General features: G+C 38.7%; 12 protein-coding genes. 7 read left to right on the top strand and 5 right to left on the bottom strand.

Annotated features, from left to right (window positions below; genetic code table 11):
• The first annotated feature begins 542 nt into the window (after nt 1–542).
• The 5 genes from gtfA (at nt 543) to DPX34_RS15315 (ending at nt 7511) form a co-directional block, all read left to right on the top strand.
• Nucleotides 543–2015, top strand: a complete 1473-nt coding sequence (gene gtfA / locus DPX34_RS15335; RefSeq protein ID WP_111979331.1) for a sucrose phosphorylase — start codon at nt 543–545, stop codon at nt 2013–2015.
• A gap of 160 nt (nt 2016–2175) precedes the next feature.
• Nucleotides 2176–2526: a helix-turn-helix domain-containing protein gene (locus DPX34_RS15330; RefSeq protein WP_157964749.1), complete on the top strand. Its 351-nt coding sequence runs from the start codon at nt 2176–2178 to the stop codon at nt 2524–2526.
• A 293-nt stretch (nt 2527–2819) separates the two neighbouring features.
• Nucleotides 2820–5231 carry a TonB-dependent receptor domain-containing protein gene (locus DPX34_RS15325; RefSeq protein WP_111979329.1) on the top strand — a complete coding sequence of 804 codons (2412 nt, stop codon included), beginning with the start codon at nt 2820–2822 and terminating at the stop codon, nt 5229–5231.
• Between the two features lie 61 nt (nt 5232–5292).
• A complete protein-coding gene (locus DPX34_RS15320; RefSeq protein WP_111979328.1) occupies nt 5293–6513 on the top strand; it encodes an MFS transporter in 1221 nt (406 codons plus the stop codon).
• A 116-nt stretch (nt 6514–6629) separates the two neighbouring features.
• Entirely contained in the window at nt 6630–7511 is an 882-nt protein-coding gene (locus DPX34_RS15315; RefSeq protein WP_111979327.1) for an ROK family protein, read from the top strand.
• Between the two features lie 505 nt (nt 7512–8016).
• On the opposite strand, the gene DPX34_RS15310 is transcribed toward DPX34_RS15315, so the two are convergent.
• The 3 genes from DPX34_RS15310 to DPX34_RS15300 form a co-directional block, all read right to left on the bottom strand.
• Nucleotides 8017–8865, bottom strand: coding sequence for a transporter substrate-binding domain-containing protein (locus DPX34_RS15310; protein WP_111979326.1), 849 nt, complete (start codon nt 8863–8865; stop codon nt 8017–8019).
• Nucleotides 8822–9688 (bottom strand): hypothetical protein, encoded by an 867-nt coding sequence (locus DPX34_RS15305; protein WP_111979325.1) that lies wholly within the window; start codon nt 9686–9688, stop codon nt 8822–8824. Before DPX34_RS15305 ends, DPX34_RS15310 begins: the two co-directional genes overlap by 44 nt.
• Nucleotides 9689–10086: 398 nt before the next feature.
• A complete protein-coding gene (locus tag DPX34_RS15300; protein ID WP_232824763.1) occupies nt 10087–10434 on the bottom strand; it encodes an outer membrane protein assembly factor BamB family protein in 348 nt (115 codons plus the stop codon).
• A 606-nt stretch (nt 10435–11040) separates the two neighbouring features.
• Here DPX34_RS15300 and DPX34_RS15295 point away from each other — a divergent pair.
• Nucleotides 11041–11826, top strand: coding sequence for a transporter substrate-binding domain-containing protein (locus DPX34_RS15295; RefSeq protein ID WP_111979324.1), 786 nt, complete (start codon nt 11041–11043; stop codon nt 11824–11826).
• A 207-nt stretch (nt 11827–12033) separates the two neighbouring features.
• A complete protein-coding gene (locus tag DPX34_RS15290; protein ID WP_111979323.1) occupies nt 12034–12669 on the top strand; it encodes a DUF2959 domain-containing protein in 636 nt (211 codons plus the stop codon).
• A gap of 1149 nt (nt 12670–13818) precedes the next feature.
• Here the strand turns inward: DPX34_RS15290 and DPX34_RS15285 are convergent.
• Together DPX34_RS15285 and DPX34_RS15280 are read right to left on the bottom strand one after the other, a co-directional pair.
• A complete protein-coding gene (locus DPX34_RS15285) occupies nt 13819–17079 on the bottom strand; it encodes a glycoside hydrolase family 2 TIM barrel-domain containing protein (RefSeq protein WP_111979322.1) in 3261 nt (1086 codons plus the stop codon).
• A 207-nt stretch (nt 17080–17286) separates the two neighbouring features.
• Nucleotides 17287–18189, bottom strand: a complete 903-nt coding sequence (locus DPX34_RS15280) for a LysR family transcriptional regulator (protein ID WP_111979321.1) — start codon at nt 18187–18189, stop codon at nt 17287–17289.
• Nucleotides 18190–18304: the final 115 nt, after the last annotated feature.

The following is an 18304-nucleotide window of genomic DNA, read 5'->3' as shown; positions in this document are numbered from 1 at the left end:
ACGATACTGGGTAGACGGCTCTGGGCAAAGCCATTGCTATCGGGCTTAGTGCATGCAGCATAAATCGTCTTTAGTTTAGTCGCATCGTCAATCGTTTAGAGTAAAATAGACACCAACTTTCGATGTAAACATGCAGCCCATTAAATTACAGTCTTCATTATAAAAATAGGCTTTAGCACTATTTATGATACTTAACCCAACAATCAAGACGACAGTTCTTGGGCATAGTCCTATGCGTCTAGATTCAAAAGCGATTGCACAATACAACGGCTTTTTTTGCCGTGATAAGCCGTTAAAATAATATAGTTTTGGCAAAAAAAGTATACCCAGCCTTAATCCAACTTACCATTAATTATAACGTTTTAGTAAAAAAATTAATTATAAAAAACATAGGTAAGTTTTATTTATATATAAAATTCAATACCTTAAAGTATAAAACAAAAACAATCCATAATCATTGCTTGCAAAAAACATAATTACAACTTAACCTACTTAAACGATTAAGTTTATTTCTTTGTGATTTTAATAAGTGAGCTACAAGTATGACTAACAGCAATAAAGTTCAACTCATTACCTATGTCGACAGACTAACTAATGGTGGTCTTCAAGACCTGAATAATTTAATGCAAACAGAATTGAAAGGCGTATTTGGTGGCGCACACTTACTCCCCTTTTACTACCCAATTGATGGCGAGGATGCCGGGTTTGATCCGATAGATCATACTCAAGTCGATTCTCGTATCGGTAGCTGGCAAGATATAAAACACTTAGGGCAAAACTACCAAATCATGGCAGATATGATCGTTAATCATATGTCAGCACAATCACCAGAATTTTTAGACGTACTTCAACACGGTTCGCAATCTCGCTATTACGAACTTTTCCTGACTAAAGAAAAAATTTTTGGTGACAATGCTGACCAATCAGATGTAAATAAGATTTACCGCCCTCGCCCCACACCTTGTTTCACTCCTATTCAGTTAAAAACCGGAGAAACTAAAGCGTTTTGGACAACATTCACCGCAAATCAAATAGATATAGATATCAATTCTGCGCAAGGAAAATCTTACCTGGAAAGCATATTAGATGCTTTTTCGGCCAATAATATATCGTTAATCCGCCTAGATGCTGCCGGTTACGCCATTAAAAAGGCGGGAACTAACTGTTTTATGTTAGAAGAAACATTTGCTTTTATTAATGACTTATCAAAGAGAGCAAAACAAAGAAACATGCAGTGTTTAGTAGAGATCCATTCACACTACCAAACACAGTGTGAAATCGCACAACGATGTGATCTTGTCTACGATTTTGCTTTGCCGCCGTTGGTATTACACACCTTGTTTAACCAAGATGCCGCTCCATTAGCTAAATGGCTAGATGTTTCGCCACGCAATTGTGTGACGGTACTAGATACACACGACGGCATTGGTATTATTGATGTGGGTAAACATGGTGATAAACCAGGTTTGCTAGATGACGAGGCAATAGATAGTCTTGTAGAAGAGATCCATAATCGTAGCGGTGGTCAAAGTCGCCAAGCGACCGGAGCCGCTGCCAGTAACTTAGACTTGTACCAAGTCAATTGTACTTATTACGATGCTTTAGGTGCCGATGACAAGTTATATTTGATTGCCCGAGCAATACAATTTTTTAGTCCAGGTTTACCTCAAGTTTATTATACCGGCTTATTAGCGGTACAAAATGATATGGATTTATTAACTAAGACGCAGGTTGGACGCGATATTAACCGCGCTAATCTTGATTTAGACCAAGTAAAACAGCAGTTAACTTTGCCTGTTGTAAAAGGCCTGATCAAGTTAATCAAAATACGTAACGACCATGAAGCGTTTAACGGCTCTTTCAGCCACCAACTTAGTGAAAAAGAATTTATCATGAGTTGGCAAGCCCCAAATAGCAGTGCCAAACTTATCTTAGATATCCAGCTTCTCAATTGCACCCTAGAGTTAAAACAGGCGGAAAATACTAACACAATAACAATAGATGAATTTTTATAAGCTTAGGATCCAAAACATATTATAGACACAAGTATCTCGTTCAAGACGAAACCTAAATATTTGCAGTCATTCCTGATCGCGCGGAGTGCTTATCTTCTATAAGCACTCCGCGGCAAACAAAGACAATAATACACTATTACCCGCTATAGGAGTACGCCTTTTGGTAGGAAATAAACCGGCTCACGATCCAACAAATAAAAACCGTATAAAAAATGTATTAACTTGGGCTGTAAATAATTTACACCAGAAGATCAACACATATGATTTGGCCAATCGTGCATTTTTAACACGTAGCACATTTGACAGACATTTTCGTGAAACAATGCAAACTAGCCCACACGCATGGCTGACAAAAGTCAGGCTAGAAAAAGCACAAAGCTTATTAGCGTCTAGCAATGTTTCAATTGAAACAGTTGCTAGATCTTGTGGCTATGTTTCAGCTTTATCATTGCGAATTAGCTTTAAAAAACAACTAGGACTAACCCCCGGACAATTTCGTAAACTTCAATAATAAATCCATTGAACGTAAAACCATCAAGGTACCAAGCCACTAAAAAAGCCAATTAACTTAAACATTTAAGTTAATATATATTAAATAATTCCTATAAAAAAACATAACACAAATTAATTTTTTCTTACTATTCAACCTCTTAAGTAAAAACTCGCGATTTTTTAAAATTATAACTTGCCTTTAACAAAACTATTACACTAAAATAATCTTAATCGATTAAGATTATAGAAAAAATTATTTTGTAAACTATAATTATCACAATAGGTAGGCCACCCCTACTAGGAGCATACACAATGACAAAAACGTTAAAGTTAAACTCAACAACCTTATTGGTTACATCAGCCCTTGTAAGCAATCTAGCGTTGGCTCAAGAAGATACTCAAGAAAATAATCAAGCCGATGCATTAGATTTTGAGCAAATAATTGTGACTGGAACCCCTCACGCTACAACAAAAATGAAGTCGAGTGTATCGGTGAGTACGCTTGAAATAGGCGATGTCGAAATTGCATCACCTCGAACCTCTGCTGAAATTCTACGTTCAATACCAGGTATAAAATCTGAGTCTACTGGTGGTGACGGAAATGCCAATATTGCGGTACGTGGCTTGCCAGTCGCAGCCGGTGGAGCAAAATTTTTACAATTACAAGAAGACGGATTACCCATTCTACAATTTGGTGATATTGCATTTGGCAATGCAGACATTTTCTTAAGAGCTGACAGTACAATCGAAAGTATTCAAGCCATTCGGGGTGGCTCAGCTTCAACCACAGCCAGCAATGCACCAGGTGGTATTATTAACTTTTTAAGTAAGACAGGCGAAAGCGAAAGTGGCAGCCTAGGTGCAACTATAGGTTTAGATTACGATACCATTCGCTCTGATTTTGAGTTTGGCGGTTACCTATCAGATGACATTCGTTTTCATATTGGTGGCTTTGTTCGTGAAGGTGAAGGTGCACGCGAGACTGGCTACAACGGATTATCTGGTGGGCAAATTAAAGCAAACTTGACCAAAGAATTAGACAATGGATATGTTCGAGTTTACTTTAAGCATTTAAACGATCACAGCACCAGCTATTTACCAATGCCCATGTATGCAGACGGCAGTTCTATACCTGGTTTCGATGCACAGTCAGCTACCCCTCACTCAGCCTACCTGCTATCAACTCTGCGTTTAAACGGCGATAATAACATTAGCCGCGGCGATGTGAGAGATGGTATGAACCCAGTTGTTAATGCCGTCGGTTTTGAAACATCCCTTGATTTGAGCGATGACTGGAAATTTGAAAATCGTTTTCGTATCACTGATATATCCGGCTCTTTTGTTTCTTTATTCCCTGCAGAAGTAGCAGACAGTGACACAATTGCAGCTTCGTTCGGTGATGGTGCCACATTACATTACGCAAACGGCCCACAAGCAGGAGAAGCTTTTCCTACTAACGCCAATGACAATGGCTTAGCGATGCGTATTCACACATTTGATGTCGGAATAAATGATTTTGGATCTCTCGTTAATGACTTAAAACTTACTCGTACATTCGACGAGCTATCTGTAACCGCTGGTTATTATGTTGCCCGTCAGGAAATTAACATGTCATGGTTGTGGAACTCTTACCTCATGGAGGTAAAAGGTGACAATGCGGCATTACTTAATGTAAAAGATAAAGACGGAAATGCATTATCTGAAAGTGGACTTTACGCTTATGGCGTCCCTTTTTGGGGCAATTGCTGTCAACGTAACTATGATTTAACGTACAATATTCGTGCACCATATTTAGCACTTTCAACTGAAGTTGGTAACTTTACCATTGATGCGAGTGTTCGTCGTGACGAAGGCGAAGCCGTTGGTACATACGCTGGCGCAGTACAACAAGCTATTGATATGAATGGTGATGGCACTATTTCAGTGCCTGAACAAAGCGTATCAGGTATCGATAATGCAAACCCACAGACCGCCAACTATGACTGGGGCTACACCTCATACTCTATCGGTTCAAACTATAGTATTAATGACAGCAATTCATTGTTTGCCCGCGTTAGCCGAGGTGGTAGAGCCAACGCTGATAGATTGGCTTTTGGAAAAATCCGCCCTGATGGCTCTGTAACCGCCGAAGACTCAATAGACTTAGTTGATCAGGTCGAAGTGGGTTACAAGTATAAAGGAGATGGACTTGGCTTATTCGTGACAGGCTTTATGGCTGAAACGGAGGAACAAAACTTTGAAGCCACTACCCAAAAATTCTTCGACCGTGTTTATGAAGCAACAGGTATTGAACTTGAAGCTGCTTATAATATCGGAGATTTTAACTTAAAAGGCGGTTTAACTTGGACAGATGCAGAAATAACGCAAGATCAAGTCAATCCAGATGTAGTCGGCAATACACCTCGTCGTCAAGCTGACTTGCTTTATACATTTACCACGTCTTACATTATGAACGAAGCAACCTTTGGCCTTAATTTGATCGGAACAACCGACGCGTATGCACAGGACAACAACGATCTAAAATTTGATGGCTATACACAAGTTAATGCTTTTGCACAATATTTGATCACTGAAGACTTTTCAATCTCACTAAACGTAAACAACTTGTTTGATGCCATCGGTATAACCGAAGCGGAAGAGGGTTCAGCGGCGAGTAAAGATGTCATCAGAGCTAGAGCAATTAACGGTCGAACTTCATCACTATCTTTACGTTACAGCTTCTAAATGCAGCACGCCACGGCTTAGCCGTGGCTCCAATAATTTCAGACATATTAAGTAGAGAATTATGAATCCAAACAACGCCAACTTAACAACCATCCGCTGGCTTACCTATCTGATGTTCATGATGTTTGCAATGACCACTGACGCTGTGGGTGTGATCATTCCCGAAATTATCAAAGAATTTGATTTATCTATGACAGCTGCAGGCGCATTCCACTACGGTCCCATGGCCGCCATCGCAATAAGTGGAATACTACTTGGTTTTCTCGCCGACAGGTTAGGTCGAAAAACGACCATCATCATAGGTTTAAGCATTTTTACGGTGGCTTGTGGATTATTCGCGGTTGGTAATAGCTTTAGTTTTTTCCTATTTTTACTGCTTTTGTCTGGACTTGCTATTGGCATTTTTAAAACGGGTGCATTGGCATTAGTCGGCGATATTTCAGAGTCTACGCAAAGTCATACCAAGACGATGAATCTGGTTGAGGGCTTTTTTGGCATTGGTGCCATTATTGGTCCCTTTGTTGTAACTTATTTTCTTAGCCAAGGCTTCAGCTGGAAATATCTTTACATTAGCGCGGGGGTCATTTGTATTTTACTTTGTATTACCGCTGCGTTAGTGCATTACCCCCAAACGGTCAAAAAATCGGCTGAGCCAATCAAACTCAAACATACGTTAACGATGCTAAAAAACCCTTTTGCTTTGGGGTTTTCTTTTGTGATTGCTTTGTATGTAGCAGCAGAAGCTGCCATTTATGTTTGGATGCCGACCTTGCTAGCAAACTATGATGGCTCGTTTACGTTCTTAGCTACTTGGTCTTTAACTATTTTCTTTGTATTGCGCGCCTTAGGTCGATTTTTAGCGATTTGGTTATTGAATCTAATTGCTTGGGAGCTAGCCATGCTAATTTTATCTAGCGCTATTTGTATTTGTTACATTGCGAGTATGACACTTGGTTTAGATGTGGCAGTTGTTCTATTGCCATTATCAGGATTGTTTATGTCAATGATCTACCCCACTCTGAATTCTAAAGGAATTAGTTGTTTCGATAAAAAACAGCACGGAGCCATTGCAGGGGTGATTTTGTTTTTTACTGCGGCGGCAGCGTCTTTTGGTCCTATGCTAATGGGCGTGTTTAGCGACTTAATGGGCGGTCATGCGAAGTACGGATTTTATCTGGCGACGGTATTTGCCACACTGCTCGCTGTAGCTATGTGGTACAACTGGCTTAAACGCCCCGCGAGTCAACAGTTAATCAATCAAAATCAGATGGATTACAGCTAAATACCCAACAATACCCCTTTTTATGTCTCTATAAGATCGAAACCAAAGCAGATACTTTCTGACGAAATGGCCTTTCTATAGAGACTACCTCATTAAAAGTTTAAGGTAAGAGCAACATGAACTATTACGCAGCAATTGAAGCTGGCGGCACAAAATTCAACTGTGCGTTGATCAGCCAAGATAAGCAAATTATAAAACAAACGCGAATTCCCACTACCATTCCAGAGCAAACATTGGATCGGGTAATAGAGTTCTTTAAAGAGTTACAAAAACAATACACGATTTCATCACTGGGTTTGGCTTGTTTTGGACCAATCAATCTAGATTCCAGCTCAATACAATACGGCAATATTACAACCACGCCTAAGCCCGGTTGGGCAGACTTTCCAATTAGCCGTCAGTTAGCAAAACAACTTAATTTACCGGTATTTTTTGATTCTGATGTCAATGGTGCAATATTAGGTGAATATCTTTGGGGTGCTGCAAAACATAGCAAGGTAGCTGTGTATGTAACAATAGGTACAGGATTTGGTGGTGGCATTATTGCAAATGGCCAAATACTACATGGACTCCATCACCCCGAAATGGGACATATGTTGATCCCTACCACTATTGAACAGGGTCATTGCCCTTTTCATGGCAGCTGTATAGAAGGGTTAGCATCGGGTACATCAATGGCCAAAATTTGGCAAGAACCGGCGGAAAAACTCATAGACAGACACCCAGCATGGCAACTTCAATCAGAGCACATTGCTCGCTTTTGTTATAACTTATTAGTTACACTAGCACCCGAAAAAATAATTCTAGGTGGCGGTGTTATGCAAAATCCAGCACTGCTGAATATGACGATCGAAAACGTTCAAAAAATAATGGCCGGTTACCTAACCCTAGGTAAATCAATGAATGAAATTATTGTAGAGCCTGGTTTAGCGCAACTTTCTGGCTTGTTTGGCGCTTTAGCCTTAGCGCAAGGCAAAGGGAGCCACAGTATTTGCTAATACTTTCCTTGAATTAAAGTGTTGAGTACGACCATAAGGTCTCAACACTTTCTTTTAACCCTTAGGGCGTGTTTACCTTTGTCGTATCGATTTTGTTCAATTCCAAAGCGTTTTGATCGCGGCATTGGCTTGATGGCATAGTGGTTCTACGTCAACAACCAATAACAAAGAGCAAAACGTTTTGGATTGAACCCAAAGGGCAGCGCATTTGCCCTATTTCTACTATGTTGCCCCACATGGATGTGGGGTAAGGTGACTTTGCAGGAGCATAAAGTCTTTATCGCTCTTTTATGTAGAATAACGACACCGCAATCGCTCTGCCTTGTATAAATCGTGCAAATACGGCTGCAAAAGCATACACAAAAGATAAACACGCCCTAGCGTCATATTCACGTAAGGCTAGGTGTAATTTTATCTCTAGCTACAGAAGTCCAAATATAAGTTAGTCGTTAAACAAATAACTGGCGTTTTTTACTTAATACAAAGAATCATTGCATAAAATTAATTACAAGCAAGAGTTAGGATTGAGTTCATCAAAATTCAAAACCCGCCTGTGAGAGAGCGCGGCTCGAGAGATAACATCGGAAAAGTAGAGCTCAAATAATTGACTGAAATCGCCATTGTCTTTAGCTAATGCTAATCCCTGCTCTAAATGATTAGCTAAATGTTTATTACGTTTAGATAGTACAAAATAAACAGGTGAATCGTAATACCAAGCCCAGTTATCTAAAATACTAACTTCTTTGCTACTATGATCCAACTCACTATAAACTTCAAATAACGAACGCGGTAATATATTAGCTCGGCCTTTCGTTAGCATACCAAACAGCCCGGTGTAATTCGCCGTTGTAGCGACAACCATTCCTTTGTTTTTAAATAATTTAGCCTCAGGCCAATCATGGCCGCTAATAACAGAGCGAGCTAACCAATCACAACGGGATTTAACTGCGTCAAATTGCGTTTTATTTTTACTTGCAACTAATAGCAAGCGCCATCCAAATAGCTGTTGATAAATAGGAAATTTGATAACTCTAATATTGCTGTTTAAACGAGATTGGTCCACAACCGTCCAAAATAGGTCTATTTCACCATGCGTTTCGATATTTTTTATCACTCTTCCTTGCTGCATGACAACCTTAGTGGGAATTAACTCCAGTGATATATCGACTTTAGACGCAGCCAATTTTAAAAGAGCAAGCGGATAACGGTTTCGATTATCGTCAACTGATTCGGGCTTTGGATAAGTAACTTTAACCGATGCGCCCCAGCATACATAATCGAAACAACATACACTCAAGGCTAATGCTAAACTAATTAGCTTGCGAAAAAGAGGAAGCTTTTGATAGTTCTTCATAAGAAAACCATAACTGATTATCTAAAACCTGAGTGGTGCTCGTTACGTACGGGTTTTGCAATTGTAATAACTTGCGTTGTGCAAAATTAATATTCTTTAATGCTTTTGCTACCTGCTCATCTTGATAAAGATAACTGAGATATTTGCCATTTTTAATCGTCTCTAGCAGCCCCTGTTTAATTTCTTTATGTAGATCTTTATCACGCACAAAGAAATACATAGGAGCAATGTAGTGAAATAAAATATTAGGTTCGACCACTAAACCATATGATTTCTCTCTTTCCAATTCGCTCCACGGCTCATGAATACCTCGAGGGAAATAATCAAACCTTTCCCCATCTAACATTGGAAATAAGTTTTTGTACTTTAACTCTTTAACAACGGTTAATCCGTTGGCAGACAATACCGCCGTATCAGCCCAATACGTTCCTTGTCCCGCTTTAAATTGACGTAAATCAGCTAGATTTTTAACATTGCTAAATAGGTCAATTCGTTGTTTTTTAACAAGAGCGACTCGCCACCCCATAAGACCACGATATACGGGTATATAAATGGCTTTGAACCGCTGCTCGAGCTCTTTATTTGAAAGCTCCCACATAATATCGATATCACCAGATTCTAAATCGTTTCTTACCCTTGATGTTGCAACTGGGTATTGTTCTGATTTGTACGGCGTGCTTAGTTGATATCCATATTGTTTCACTAATACCTGATTAAGTAAAACGACAGGTAATGAGCGGCTATTCGCATTTTCTGGAATGAAAATGGGTTTAGCACTTAATTGACACAAAATAATAAAATAAGACAACAAAAACAATTTCACAACACACCAACTTAATCGATTAAGATAAGTGCAAGTGTAAATAAATCACGAGTATAATGCGAGATAAACCATATTTTTTTATTCCAAAAGGTATATTAAAATAAGTAAAACCTTCACTCACTGAAGTATAAACTTAAACGTTTAACAACAGGCAAAATACCGAGCGTTCCACGTACCTTTATACAAAGGCTGTAAAAGATTGGCGCTTAGCAATTATTAATCAACACACCAGAGGGTGGGCGCTAGCCGTTAAACTCAATGCTAGGGGTAATGTTAATTTAGTGTCTGAAGTGTGCTGTATGAATTTATACCGTACTAATTTATACAATATTGATTAATCAAAATAAGCAGCGCATTAATTAAAAATGAATGCGCTTTGATCAATTTAGTTAGTTCATTTAACTATTGGCATTGGTTGTTGCAGCCACAACACCAGCCGTAGCGACAGCTTGTTGTGCCGCGATTTGATTGGCAATAAGCGCACTATTTTGACTTTCACTCGCAATAATACACGTACTGTAGCCAAAACCTTTAAGCGTGTTTTCCCAAACAATCGCACCATCTGAGGCCTTTAAACAAAAAAGGTGTCCACCCGAATAAGCGAATATTTTGTCATTCTCATAATATACATTCGTGATGGTTGAACTTTTTAACTTGGTTGCCCACAATTTATCGCCCGTATTTTTATTAATACAAACAACATGACTTTTAATACCTAAAAAGAGTTTATCCATTGCATCTGCCATCGTTATATTCCTTATTGTTTGTTCGAATAATTTTATAAATATTCAATTGCGTAAAGTGTTGGCATTTATAATATCGGTATAAATAGAGTATTCAAGGTGATCATCTAAATACCGCAACCCGTTGTTTACTTATGAGCAATTAAATATATTAGCTTAAGAATACAGATAACAAAGCTTTCAGCTCAACGTTAAACTATATCAATGCTAATATTTATATACCCAAGTCACTTCAAAATGCGAGTTCAGAGTCCCTGAGCGATTTTAATTCTAGGCGTATTAATGCAGGAATGTAGTCCCCTTTCAAGTTAATACAACAACGAAGTAAAAGCGCTCAGGGGCTCCGTCCCGGTGGGTTTTAAATTGATTTATGCTGTGTTAAACAGGCTTAATTTAACCCGTTAAACTTGCACCTGTTTGCCGTGCCTAAATCAATTTAAATTCCCACTGAACCCTGCATCTTGAAGTGACTTGGGTATAATACACGAATGAACTTACATCGAGTTTATTAAAGAAAACAACAAAAGTGGCTAGAGATATAAATTGAGACTTAAGATAACGCAAAAAAAATTAACATTATTAAAGATCATCATACTGATTGGGTGTTGCATGCCCATAGCCAACTTATCGGCCGAGGTTATTATTTATGGCGGTAAAGAATCCGAACCCTATCACCTGGATTTATTAAAGCTCGCGCTCAGCTACAATACCGATAAACGCTACCAAGTATATAAACACCAAGAACCTTTGCCTAAACAACGTGCTTTTAAGTTTATGGAGCAAAATACAGGCGTTGATGTATTAAGTGGCTCGGCCACTAAAGAACGACAAGCACAATACCGAGCGATCCACGTTCCTTTATACAAAGGCTTAAAAGGTTGGCGCTTAGCCATTATTAATCAACACACGCCGGATTTATTCAAACAAGTTAAAAATATAAAGCAATTAGCCCAATTAAATCCCACTCAATTCCATAGCTGGATAGCCAGTAAAGTGTTTAAGCACAATAAAATTAACGTAGCAACTAGCAGTAGTTTTAAAGGTTTATTTCAAATGATAGATAGAAAGCGAGCGGATTATTTACCCCGATCGTTATTAGAAGTCGAAAAGGACCTAGCGCGCTACCCAGAATTAAATTTAACACTCGATCCATATATCTTAATAAAGTATCCCAGTGTTTCGTATTTTTTTGTCAATAAACACAACAAAACGCTGGCCAATCATATTGAGCAAGGTTTAAAAAAGGCTTTAAAAGATGGCAACTTCGATCGCCTATTTAATCAAACATTTGGTAAAGTGATTAAGCAATACAACCTAGAAAACCGCAACGTAATCGAACTAGAAAACCCATTTTATTATGATCCCAGAACAAACACTGGCACAAATAAAAAGTGATGTTCACGTTATTACCATCAAATATTAGTCTGAATATTTATAACTTAATAACATTCGAACACCACAAAAAGCCTCATATGGGGAAATCTGTCTTTTAAAATATCATGCTTCTTACCTGATGATAACTTTAACGATCATAATAAACCGCTTTTAATTTGTCTGGTTCGTATTACACTTGATGCAAGCTCTTAAAATTAAGGATAAATCATGTTTAAAGCAATAACGTTATGTGTAATGTTATTTAGTTTAACCGCCTGCCAAACCGCCTATTATTCGGCTATGGAAAAAGTAGGCTATCACAAGCGAGATATTTTAGTTGATCGAGTAAAAGATGCGCAAACATCTCAAACCGAGGCGCAAGTACAGTTTCAATCCGCACTTGAGCAATTTCAATCGGTTGTTAGTTTTGATGGTGGTGAATTAGAAGATGCATATAATTCACTTAATGATCAATATGTAGCCAGTTTAGATTCCGCTGAAAATGTGAGTAACAGAATTGATAAAGTAGAATCGGTCGCTGATGATTTATTTGATGAATGGGAAGATGAATTAGATCAATACACCAGTGCCAAGTTAAAAGCACGTAGTCAAAAGCAATTACGGGCAACCCAAACCCAGTATGGTAAATTGATTAAATCGATGCGCAAAGCTGAATCTAAAATGCAGCCTTTTTTATCAGCCTTAAATGACAATGTTTTGTATTTAAAACATAACTTAAATGCAAAAGCGGTTGGCGCATTAAAAGGTGAACTAGGCAGTATTCAAAAAGATGTGAAATCACTTATTGCCGAAATAAACAGCTCTATTGAACAATCAAACAAATTCATCAAATCATTAGAATAACGCTGCTTACCCTTTTAAAGTAACTCAGCACCGTGCTGTTCGCACAAAAATCGGTTTGTGATACGAGTATCTAAGCATACAAACTATGTACAGAACTTTTATCACACTCCGCTTTATCGCTAAACCCCCTTCCAAAAGATTAAACATTACTTTTTATAAAACAAACCTTGTTTACCACCAAACATAAAATCGATGCCCCCCTCACCTATTATTTTTAGTATTTAGCTTACACTGGTCAATCAGGGCCTAATTTACGAGAAATATCCATTGAGTCAGAATATCGGATGCCAAAACCATATTTTTGTATAAAAATTAGACAAAAAGACCATTAAATTAAGATATAGAACAAAAATACAGCAGAAAAAAACAGAAAACAGCTAAAATCTAGTATAAATGTACACCATTAAAAAATTAACTATTTTCGCCTATAACTCGCTGTTAGCGTTCGGAATGCGGCGAAAATCGATTTTATCGGTAGCCTGTTTATTGAGCAAAAAAGCCCGGCGCAACATCATAATAACTCGCACCAGCAGCTTCGACTTGACGGATCTCGTCTAAATAAAGAACGGCATCTTTATTTCTATAGTCAAAGTGGGCACTTATTATTACGGATTGGTATTAATACCCGCTTGTGCAAAAATTTCAAAGGCGTATCACGCATGGCAACTTAAGGAATGCGTTTGGTTATTAATATGATCACCTTGAGAAACATCTTTCGCGTAGGGTGCTGTGGGCTTGAAACCACACCTTCTATCCATTAAGCATAAAAAAACGAGCTTCCTTTACGGTAAGCTCGTTTTTTATGGGGTTATTAATAAGGTTAACTTTTTATCAGCGCGTTGCAGAACCGATATATAGTCTTCTCGCTCAGGTTTTATGGTTCATTGTCAGCGCTTACTCTCGACTTTGGCTCCTGCGTCGTTCTAACACCTAAATCCATTTAGGCGGCCCCAATCACATAGAAGAGCATATGCTCATGGGGTCTCGAAGCTTGCCTGCATGGATGCAGGTAAGGGGCGAGAGCAGGACGCGGTAGCTTTGACGGTTTTGCTTACATGGAAGTAAGTACTTAGGTTTCGTCTGGAACTAGAAACCTGCCCCTAAAACCCGATCGCTTTGACTATAAGCCCTATTATTAACGTTATCTCATCATTTTATAAGCGGTTTTATCACAAAGCTATATTGATAATCACCGGCTTTAACTTGGTATTTTTCAAGCGTTTCAGCGAGCGTTGTCCACGAATCAGTGCCCCCGACCCCAGCTTGTTTTAAATCGATGTTTAACGTATTAAAACCTTGTGGCTGTAAATCATATGAATGCAGCGCTTTATCTAAATTTTGCTGCGACCATGGCCACACTGACATGCTTAAATCTTGCTTGCCATCAACAATAAGGCCGTTACCTTGAGCGTTAGTGAGTTGCCACCAATCAACATCGGTTCGGTTGCCATTTTCTTGCGGCACGATGTAGTTGTAGTTCATATCACTAACCGATGATTGATAAATATTAACTTCTGAGCCGCTATTACGATCAGCATAATTTTCGAATGGTCCACGACCATAATACGTTATGTTATCTAAACTTTTAGCGACGCCCATTTGCATGCCAACCCGAAACATATTGGGCAAGGTGGTGTCTGCATTGACTTTTACATTTACCGTTACGTGGCCTAAACCATTAACTTCAAAGTTTTGTTTAACCGTTACCCCAGCAGGCGACGATAACTCAACCGTTACGGCAACCTTATTATCAGCCAAATGCTGACTGCTTATTTTATTAACGCTTAATTCAAGATCGCGCCAAACCGCACGTGTTGTGGCGGCTTTGAGTCCACCGCGATCATTATCCGTAATAGCACGCCAAAAGTTCATATTGAGCGGGGCTTTTAGCCAAGCTTGTTGATTGATCGTGTATTGATTTAAATGCCCTGTCTTTTTATCAAAGGTTAGGTTTATTAAATCATTGTTGATCGTCAGCTGCTGTTTAGTTTCATTAAGTAATAATTTTTGACCGTTGTTTTTAGATAACGCAAGGGCTTTAAACCAAGGCAATTCAAATTTTTCTTTGGCGACTTCAAATCCAGCGTCTGACCACAGGTTATTGGTTTTGGTATGCAAACTTAATCGTAACCAATAACGCACACCCGCTTGTAATTTAGGTTGTTTAAACGGCACAGTGATCTGCTTTTGTTGCCACGGTGCAATATCTAACGCATTTAAATCACCTTGTTGTAATACGTTATCATCGGCCATTAACTGCCAAACCGTTTTAAATGCAGACAAGTTAGAATGGAATAATCGGTTAGTGATTTTCACTTTACCTTTATTCAAGTTAACCGCTTCAATTTTAGCCGGTTGGAATACATATTTGGCATGCCATAATTCGGGGGTCGGATTACCATAAGAATCAACAATGCCGTTTTGGTTAAAGGCACCCGAATTAGGGGTATCACCAAAATCACCGCCATAAGCTAAAAATTTCACACCGTCTTTTTCATGCTCTAACCCTTGGTCCATCCAATCCCAGATATAACCGCCAATTAGATTTTTGCGTTGCCAAATAAGATCCCAAAACTCATCCAGATTACCTAAACTATTCCCCATCGCATGTTCATATTCACACATTAATACAGGGCGTGTAATGGTGCTGTCGTCGGCTAACTCTTGTAAGTATTTAACACTCGGATACATGCGACTGATCACGTCAACGTAGTCTGGATCAGTTGGATTAGCCATTGTCGATTTACGCCCTAGCTTTTCCATTGTTTCGGGTACCCAATACCAATAAGTGGGTGGTTCAATAAAATTAGGGTGATCAGGTTGGCTTTGTGCGCCTTCATAATGCACAAATCGGGTTGGGTCAAAATCTTTAATCCACCCTGCGGCAGCCGCATGTGCAGGCCCCATGCCCGATTCATTACCTAAAGACCAAGAGATAATAGACGGATGATTTTTATCACGCTCGACCATACGCACAATGCGATCCATGATGGGCGCTAGCCAATTGTTGTCATTACTGAATTGACCACCAAAAAAGTGACTTTCTACGTTGGCTTCATCCATCACATACAAACCGTATTGATCGGCGAGTTCAAGAAAATAAGGGTCATTGGGGTAGTGAGACGTACGCACGGCATTAAAGTTAAATTGCTTCATTAACTTAACGTCGTTTAACATATCGTCACGCGTTAAGGCTTTACCTCTTACCGCATGATGATCATGGCGATTCGCCCCAATAATTTTAATAGGCTGGCCGTTAATTAATAACTCACCGGTTTCGGCTACAATTTTAACATCTCTAAAACCTACACGGTTACTACGCACCTCTACGATCTTGCCGTTGGCATCGGTTAACGTTAATAACAAGGTGTAAAGGTTTGGCGTTTCGGCGGTCCATAATAACGGTTTGTCTACCGGTAAACTCAATAGATCAAATTGAATCGTTTCGCGTTGCGGGTATGCACGCATAATCTTATCGGCATCAACCGATGCCGGTTTGTCTAAAACCGGTTGTTGTTGTTTGTTGTATAATTGTGCGCTTAATGTCCAGCCTTTTAATTGGCTATTATTTGACGTGGTTAAAAACGGACGAATTTGCAATACACCCCGTTGGTAATCATCAAAGAGTTTAGTTTTAGCAAAGTAATCTGCAATCGCTACTTTTGGACGCGCCAATAATAACACTTCACGGTGGATGCCGCTCAGCTTCCACATATCTTGCCCTTCAAGATAACTGCCATCGCTCCAACGCATCACTTGCAATGCAATTTTATTCTCGCCTTGATGTACAAAATCCGTTACATCAAATTCGGCAGGCAAGCGACTGCCTTGGCTATAGCCTACTTTTTGGCCATTAACCCAAACGTAAAAAGCCGACGATACGCCACCAAAATGTAAAATGATTTGCTCGTTTTGCCAATCAGCAGGCAAAGTAAACTGCTTTACATATTTGCTTACTGGGTTGTGACGAGTGATTTTAGGAGCCGTATTGGGTAAAGGTGAAGCCGCATTTGAATAAAATGGCAATTGGGTATTAGTATAAAATGGGATATCAAACCCTAATAATTCAATGTTTGACGGGACCGGTATTTGCTGCCAGTTTTCGGTGTCATAATCGAGTTGGGTAAATGCGGTATCTACCTTTTCATCATCAGGTTGAAATTTAAATAACCATTGGCCATTTAAATTTAGCATTTTCGCATTTTCGCGATCTAAACTTAGCGCATCAGCTTCGGTTGTATAAGAATAAGAGGTCGCACGCGTGCGCATTTTATTGCGCGAAACAACCGCGGTATTTTCCCAATCTTTGTCGTTAGTCGTGTGGTTAGCCAGATGTTGCTTAGCATCATAAACGCTACAAGCTTGCAACATTAAGCCAAAAATGGTCGTAATAATGAGCCGATACATCATTTAATTTCTCTCCTAAAGAGCACATTTATTGTTGTTCTACTTGTTAACTTATTAATGATTAACGGTTTTTAAGTTAATCATTAATTTAATTAACTTAATTTTTTAAGACTAAAAATTTAACAACCGAAACCAATAGTCAACAATATACATAAAACATTGTACTTATACTGAGAGAAACGTCCATGATTATTTATTATCTATTTTTGTTTATACACTTTGTATTTTATATTTAAAAAAATCTAAAAAGACTCTGGTTTTAGCGGCTAAGTGCTTACGGTCAGAATAAATGGCATACATGTTCTCTACCGTTGCATTTTTAATTGTAAAGCGATACTCACTTAAAATGGTGCTTAGTTGATTGTTATTAAGATATGATTCAACTAACAAATTAGGTAATAAAATAACGCCTAGCCCTTGAACCGCAGCATTAATTAACACCGTAACTTGATTACAGCTCAAGTTACCCGATGCCTGAATGTGCGTTATTTCATTATTAATTTTGGCTTGCCAGTGATTAAAACCTTGATAAGTTAACAAGTTGTGCTGGGTTAATTGATTAATGTGACTAATAACCGCATGTTGTTTTAGGTAATCTTGACTCGCGCAAAGTACGAGCCTTACTGGTTTAATGGGTACCGCAATATAAGTTACTTGTTTAGGATCGCCAACTCTTAACACCACATCTAAATTATCTTCGACAATATCTTGATGTTGGTCAGTGGCCATTAATTCAATTTCAATATCGGGGTAACGTGCAAGAAATTCATTGATAAAAGGAGAAATAAATAAATCAACCCAATGTAAAGGAGCACCCACTCTTAGCTTACCAGACGGTATCTGCTTAAATCCATTGAGAGCCTGCTTTGCTTCTAATACATCTTGTTGTATTTTTTGTGCTTTCTGTAAATAAATTGTGCCCGCTTCAGTTAAGCTTAATTTACGTGTACTGCGTTGCAATAAACGAACGCCTAAATCTGCTTCTAGTTCATTCACTAATCGAGAAATACTAGGCTGCGAATAACCGAGCTGTTTAGCCGCGCTAGAAAAGCTGCCAGAACTGGCCACCGCAATAAATGCACTCATGGCGTGAAAGAGTTGTTTTTGATCCATTCAATTATAGCCTTTATTTATAATTCTATTTATTCACCATACAAATAAATGTTATCAATTTTTAGCATCTAGTCAAAAAAAATTAGATAGATACAATGTCCACATCACTCAACAA

The sequence above is a fragment of the Algibacillus agarilyticus genome, assembly GCF_003286125.1.
GTDB lineage: Bacteria > Pseudomonadota > Gammaproteobacteria > Enterobacterales > Alteromonadaceae > Algibacillus > Algibacillus agarilyticus.
The sequence above is the reverse complement of the archived record's forward strand: the minus strand, read 5'-3'. Positions and strand labels throughout refer to the sequence as shown.

What these genes read in the sequence shown, in the direction of transcription:
- gtfA (WP_111979331.1), top strand. Translation starts at nt 543, where the DNA reads ATGACTAACAGCAATAAAGTTCAACTCATTACCTATGTCGACAGACTA.
- DPX34_RS15325 (WP_111979329.1), top strand. Translation starts at nt 2,820, where the DNA reads ATGACAAAAACGTTAAAGTTAAACTCAACAACCTTATTGGTTACATCA.
- DPX34_RS15320 (WP_111979328.1), top strand. Translation starts at nt 5,293, where the DNA reads ATGAATCCAAACAACGCCAACTTAACAACCATCCGCTGGCTTACCTAT.
- DPX34_RS15315 (WP_111979327.1), top strand. Translation starts at nt 6,630, where the DNA reads ATGAACTATTACGCAGCAATTGAAGCTGGCGGCACAAAATTCAACTGT.
- DPX34_RS15310 (WP_111979326.1), bottom strand. Translation starts at nt 8,865, where the DNA reads ATGAAGAACTATCAAAAGCTTCCTCTTTTTCGCAAGCTAATTAGTTTA.
- DPX34_RS15300 (WP_232824763.1), bottom strand. Translation starts at nt 10,434, where the DNA reads ATGGCAGATGCAATGGATAAACTCTTTTTAGGTATTAAAAGTCATGTT.
- DPX34_RS15295 (WP_111979324.1), top strand. Translation starts at nt 11,041, where the DNA reads ATGCCCATAGCCAACTTATCGGCCGAGGTTATTATTTATGGCGGTAAA.
- DPX34_RS15290 (WP_111979323.1), top strand. Translation starts at nt 12,034, where the DNA reads ATGTTTAAAGCAATAACGTTATGTGTAATGTTATTTAGTTTAACCGCC.
- DPX34_RS15285 (WP_111979322.1), bottom strand. Translation starts at nt 17,079, where the DNA reads ATGATGTATCGGCTCATTATTACGACCATTTTTGGCTTAATGTTGCAA.
- DPX34_RS15280 (WP_111979321.1), bottom strand. Translation starts at nt 18,189, where the DNA reads ATGGATCAAAAACAACTCTTTCACGCCATGAGTGCATTTATTGCGGTG.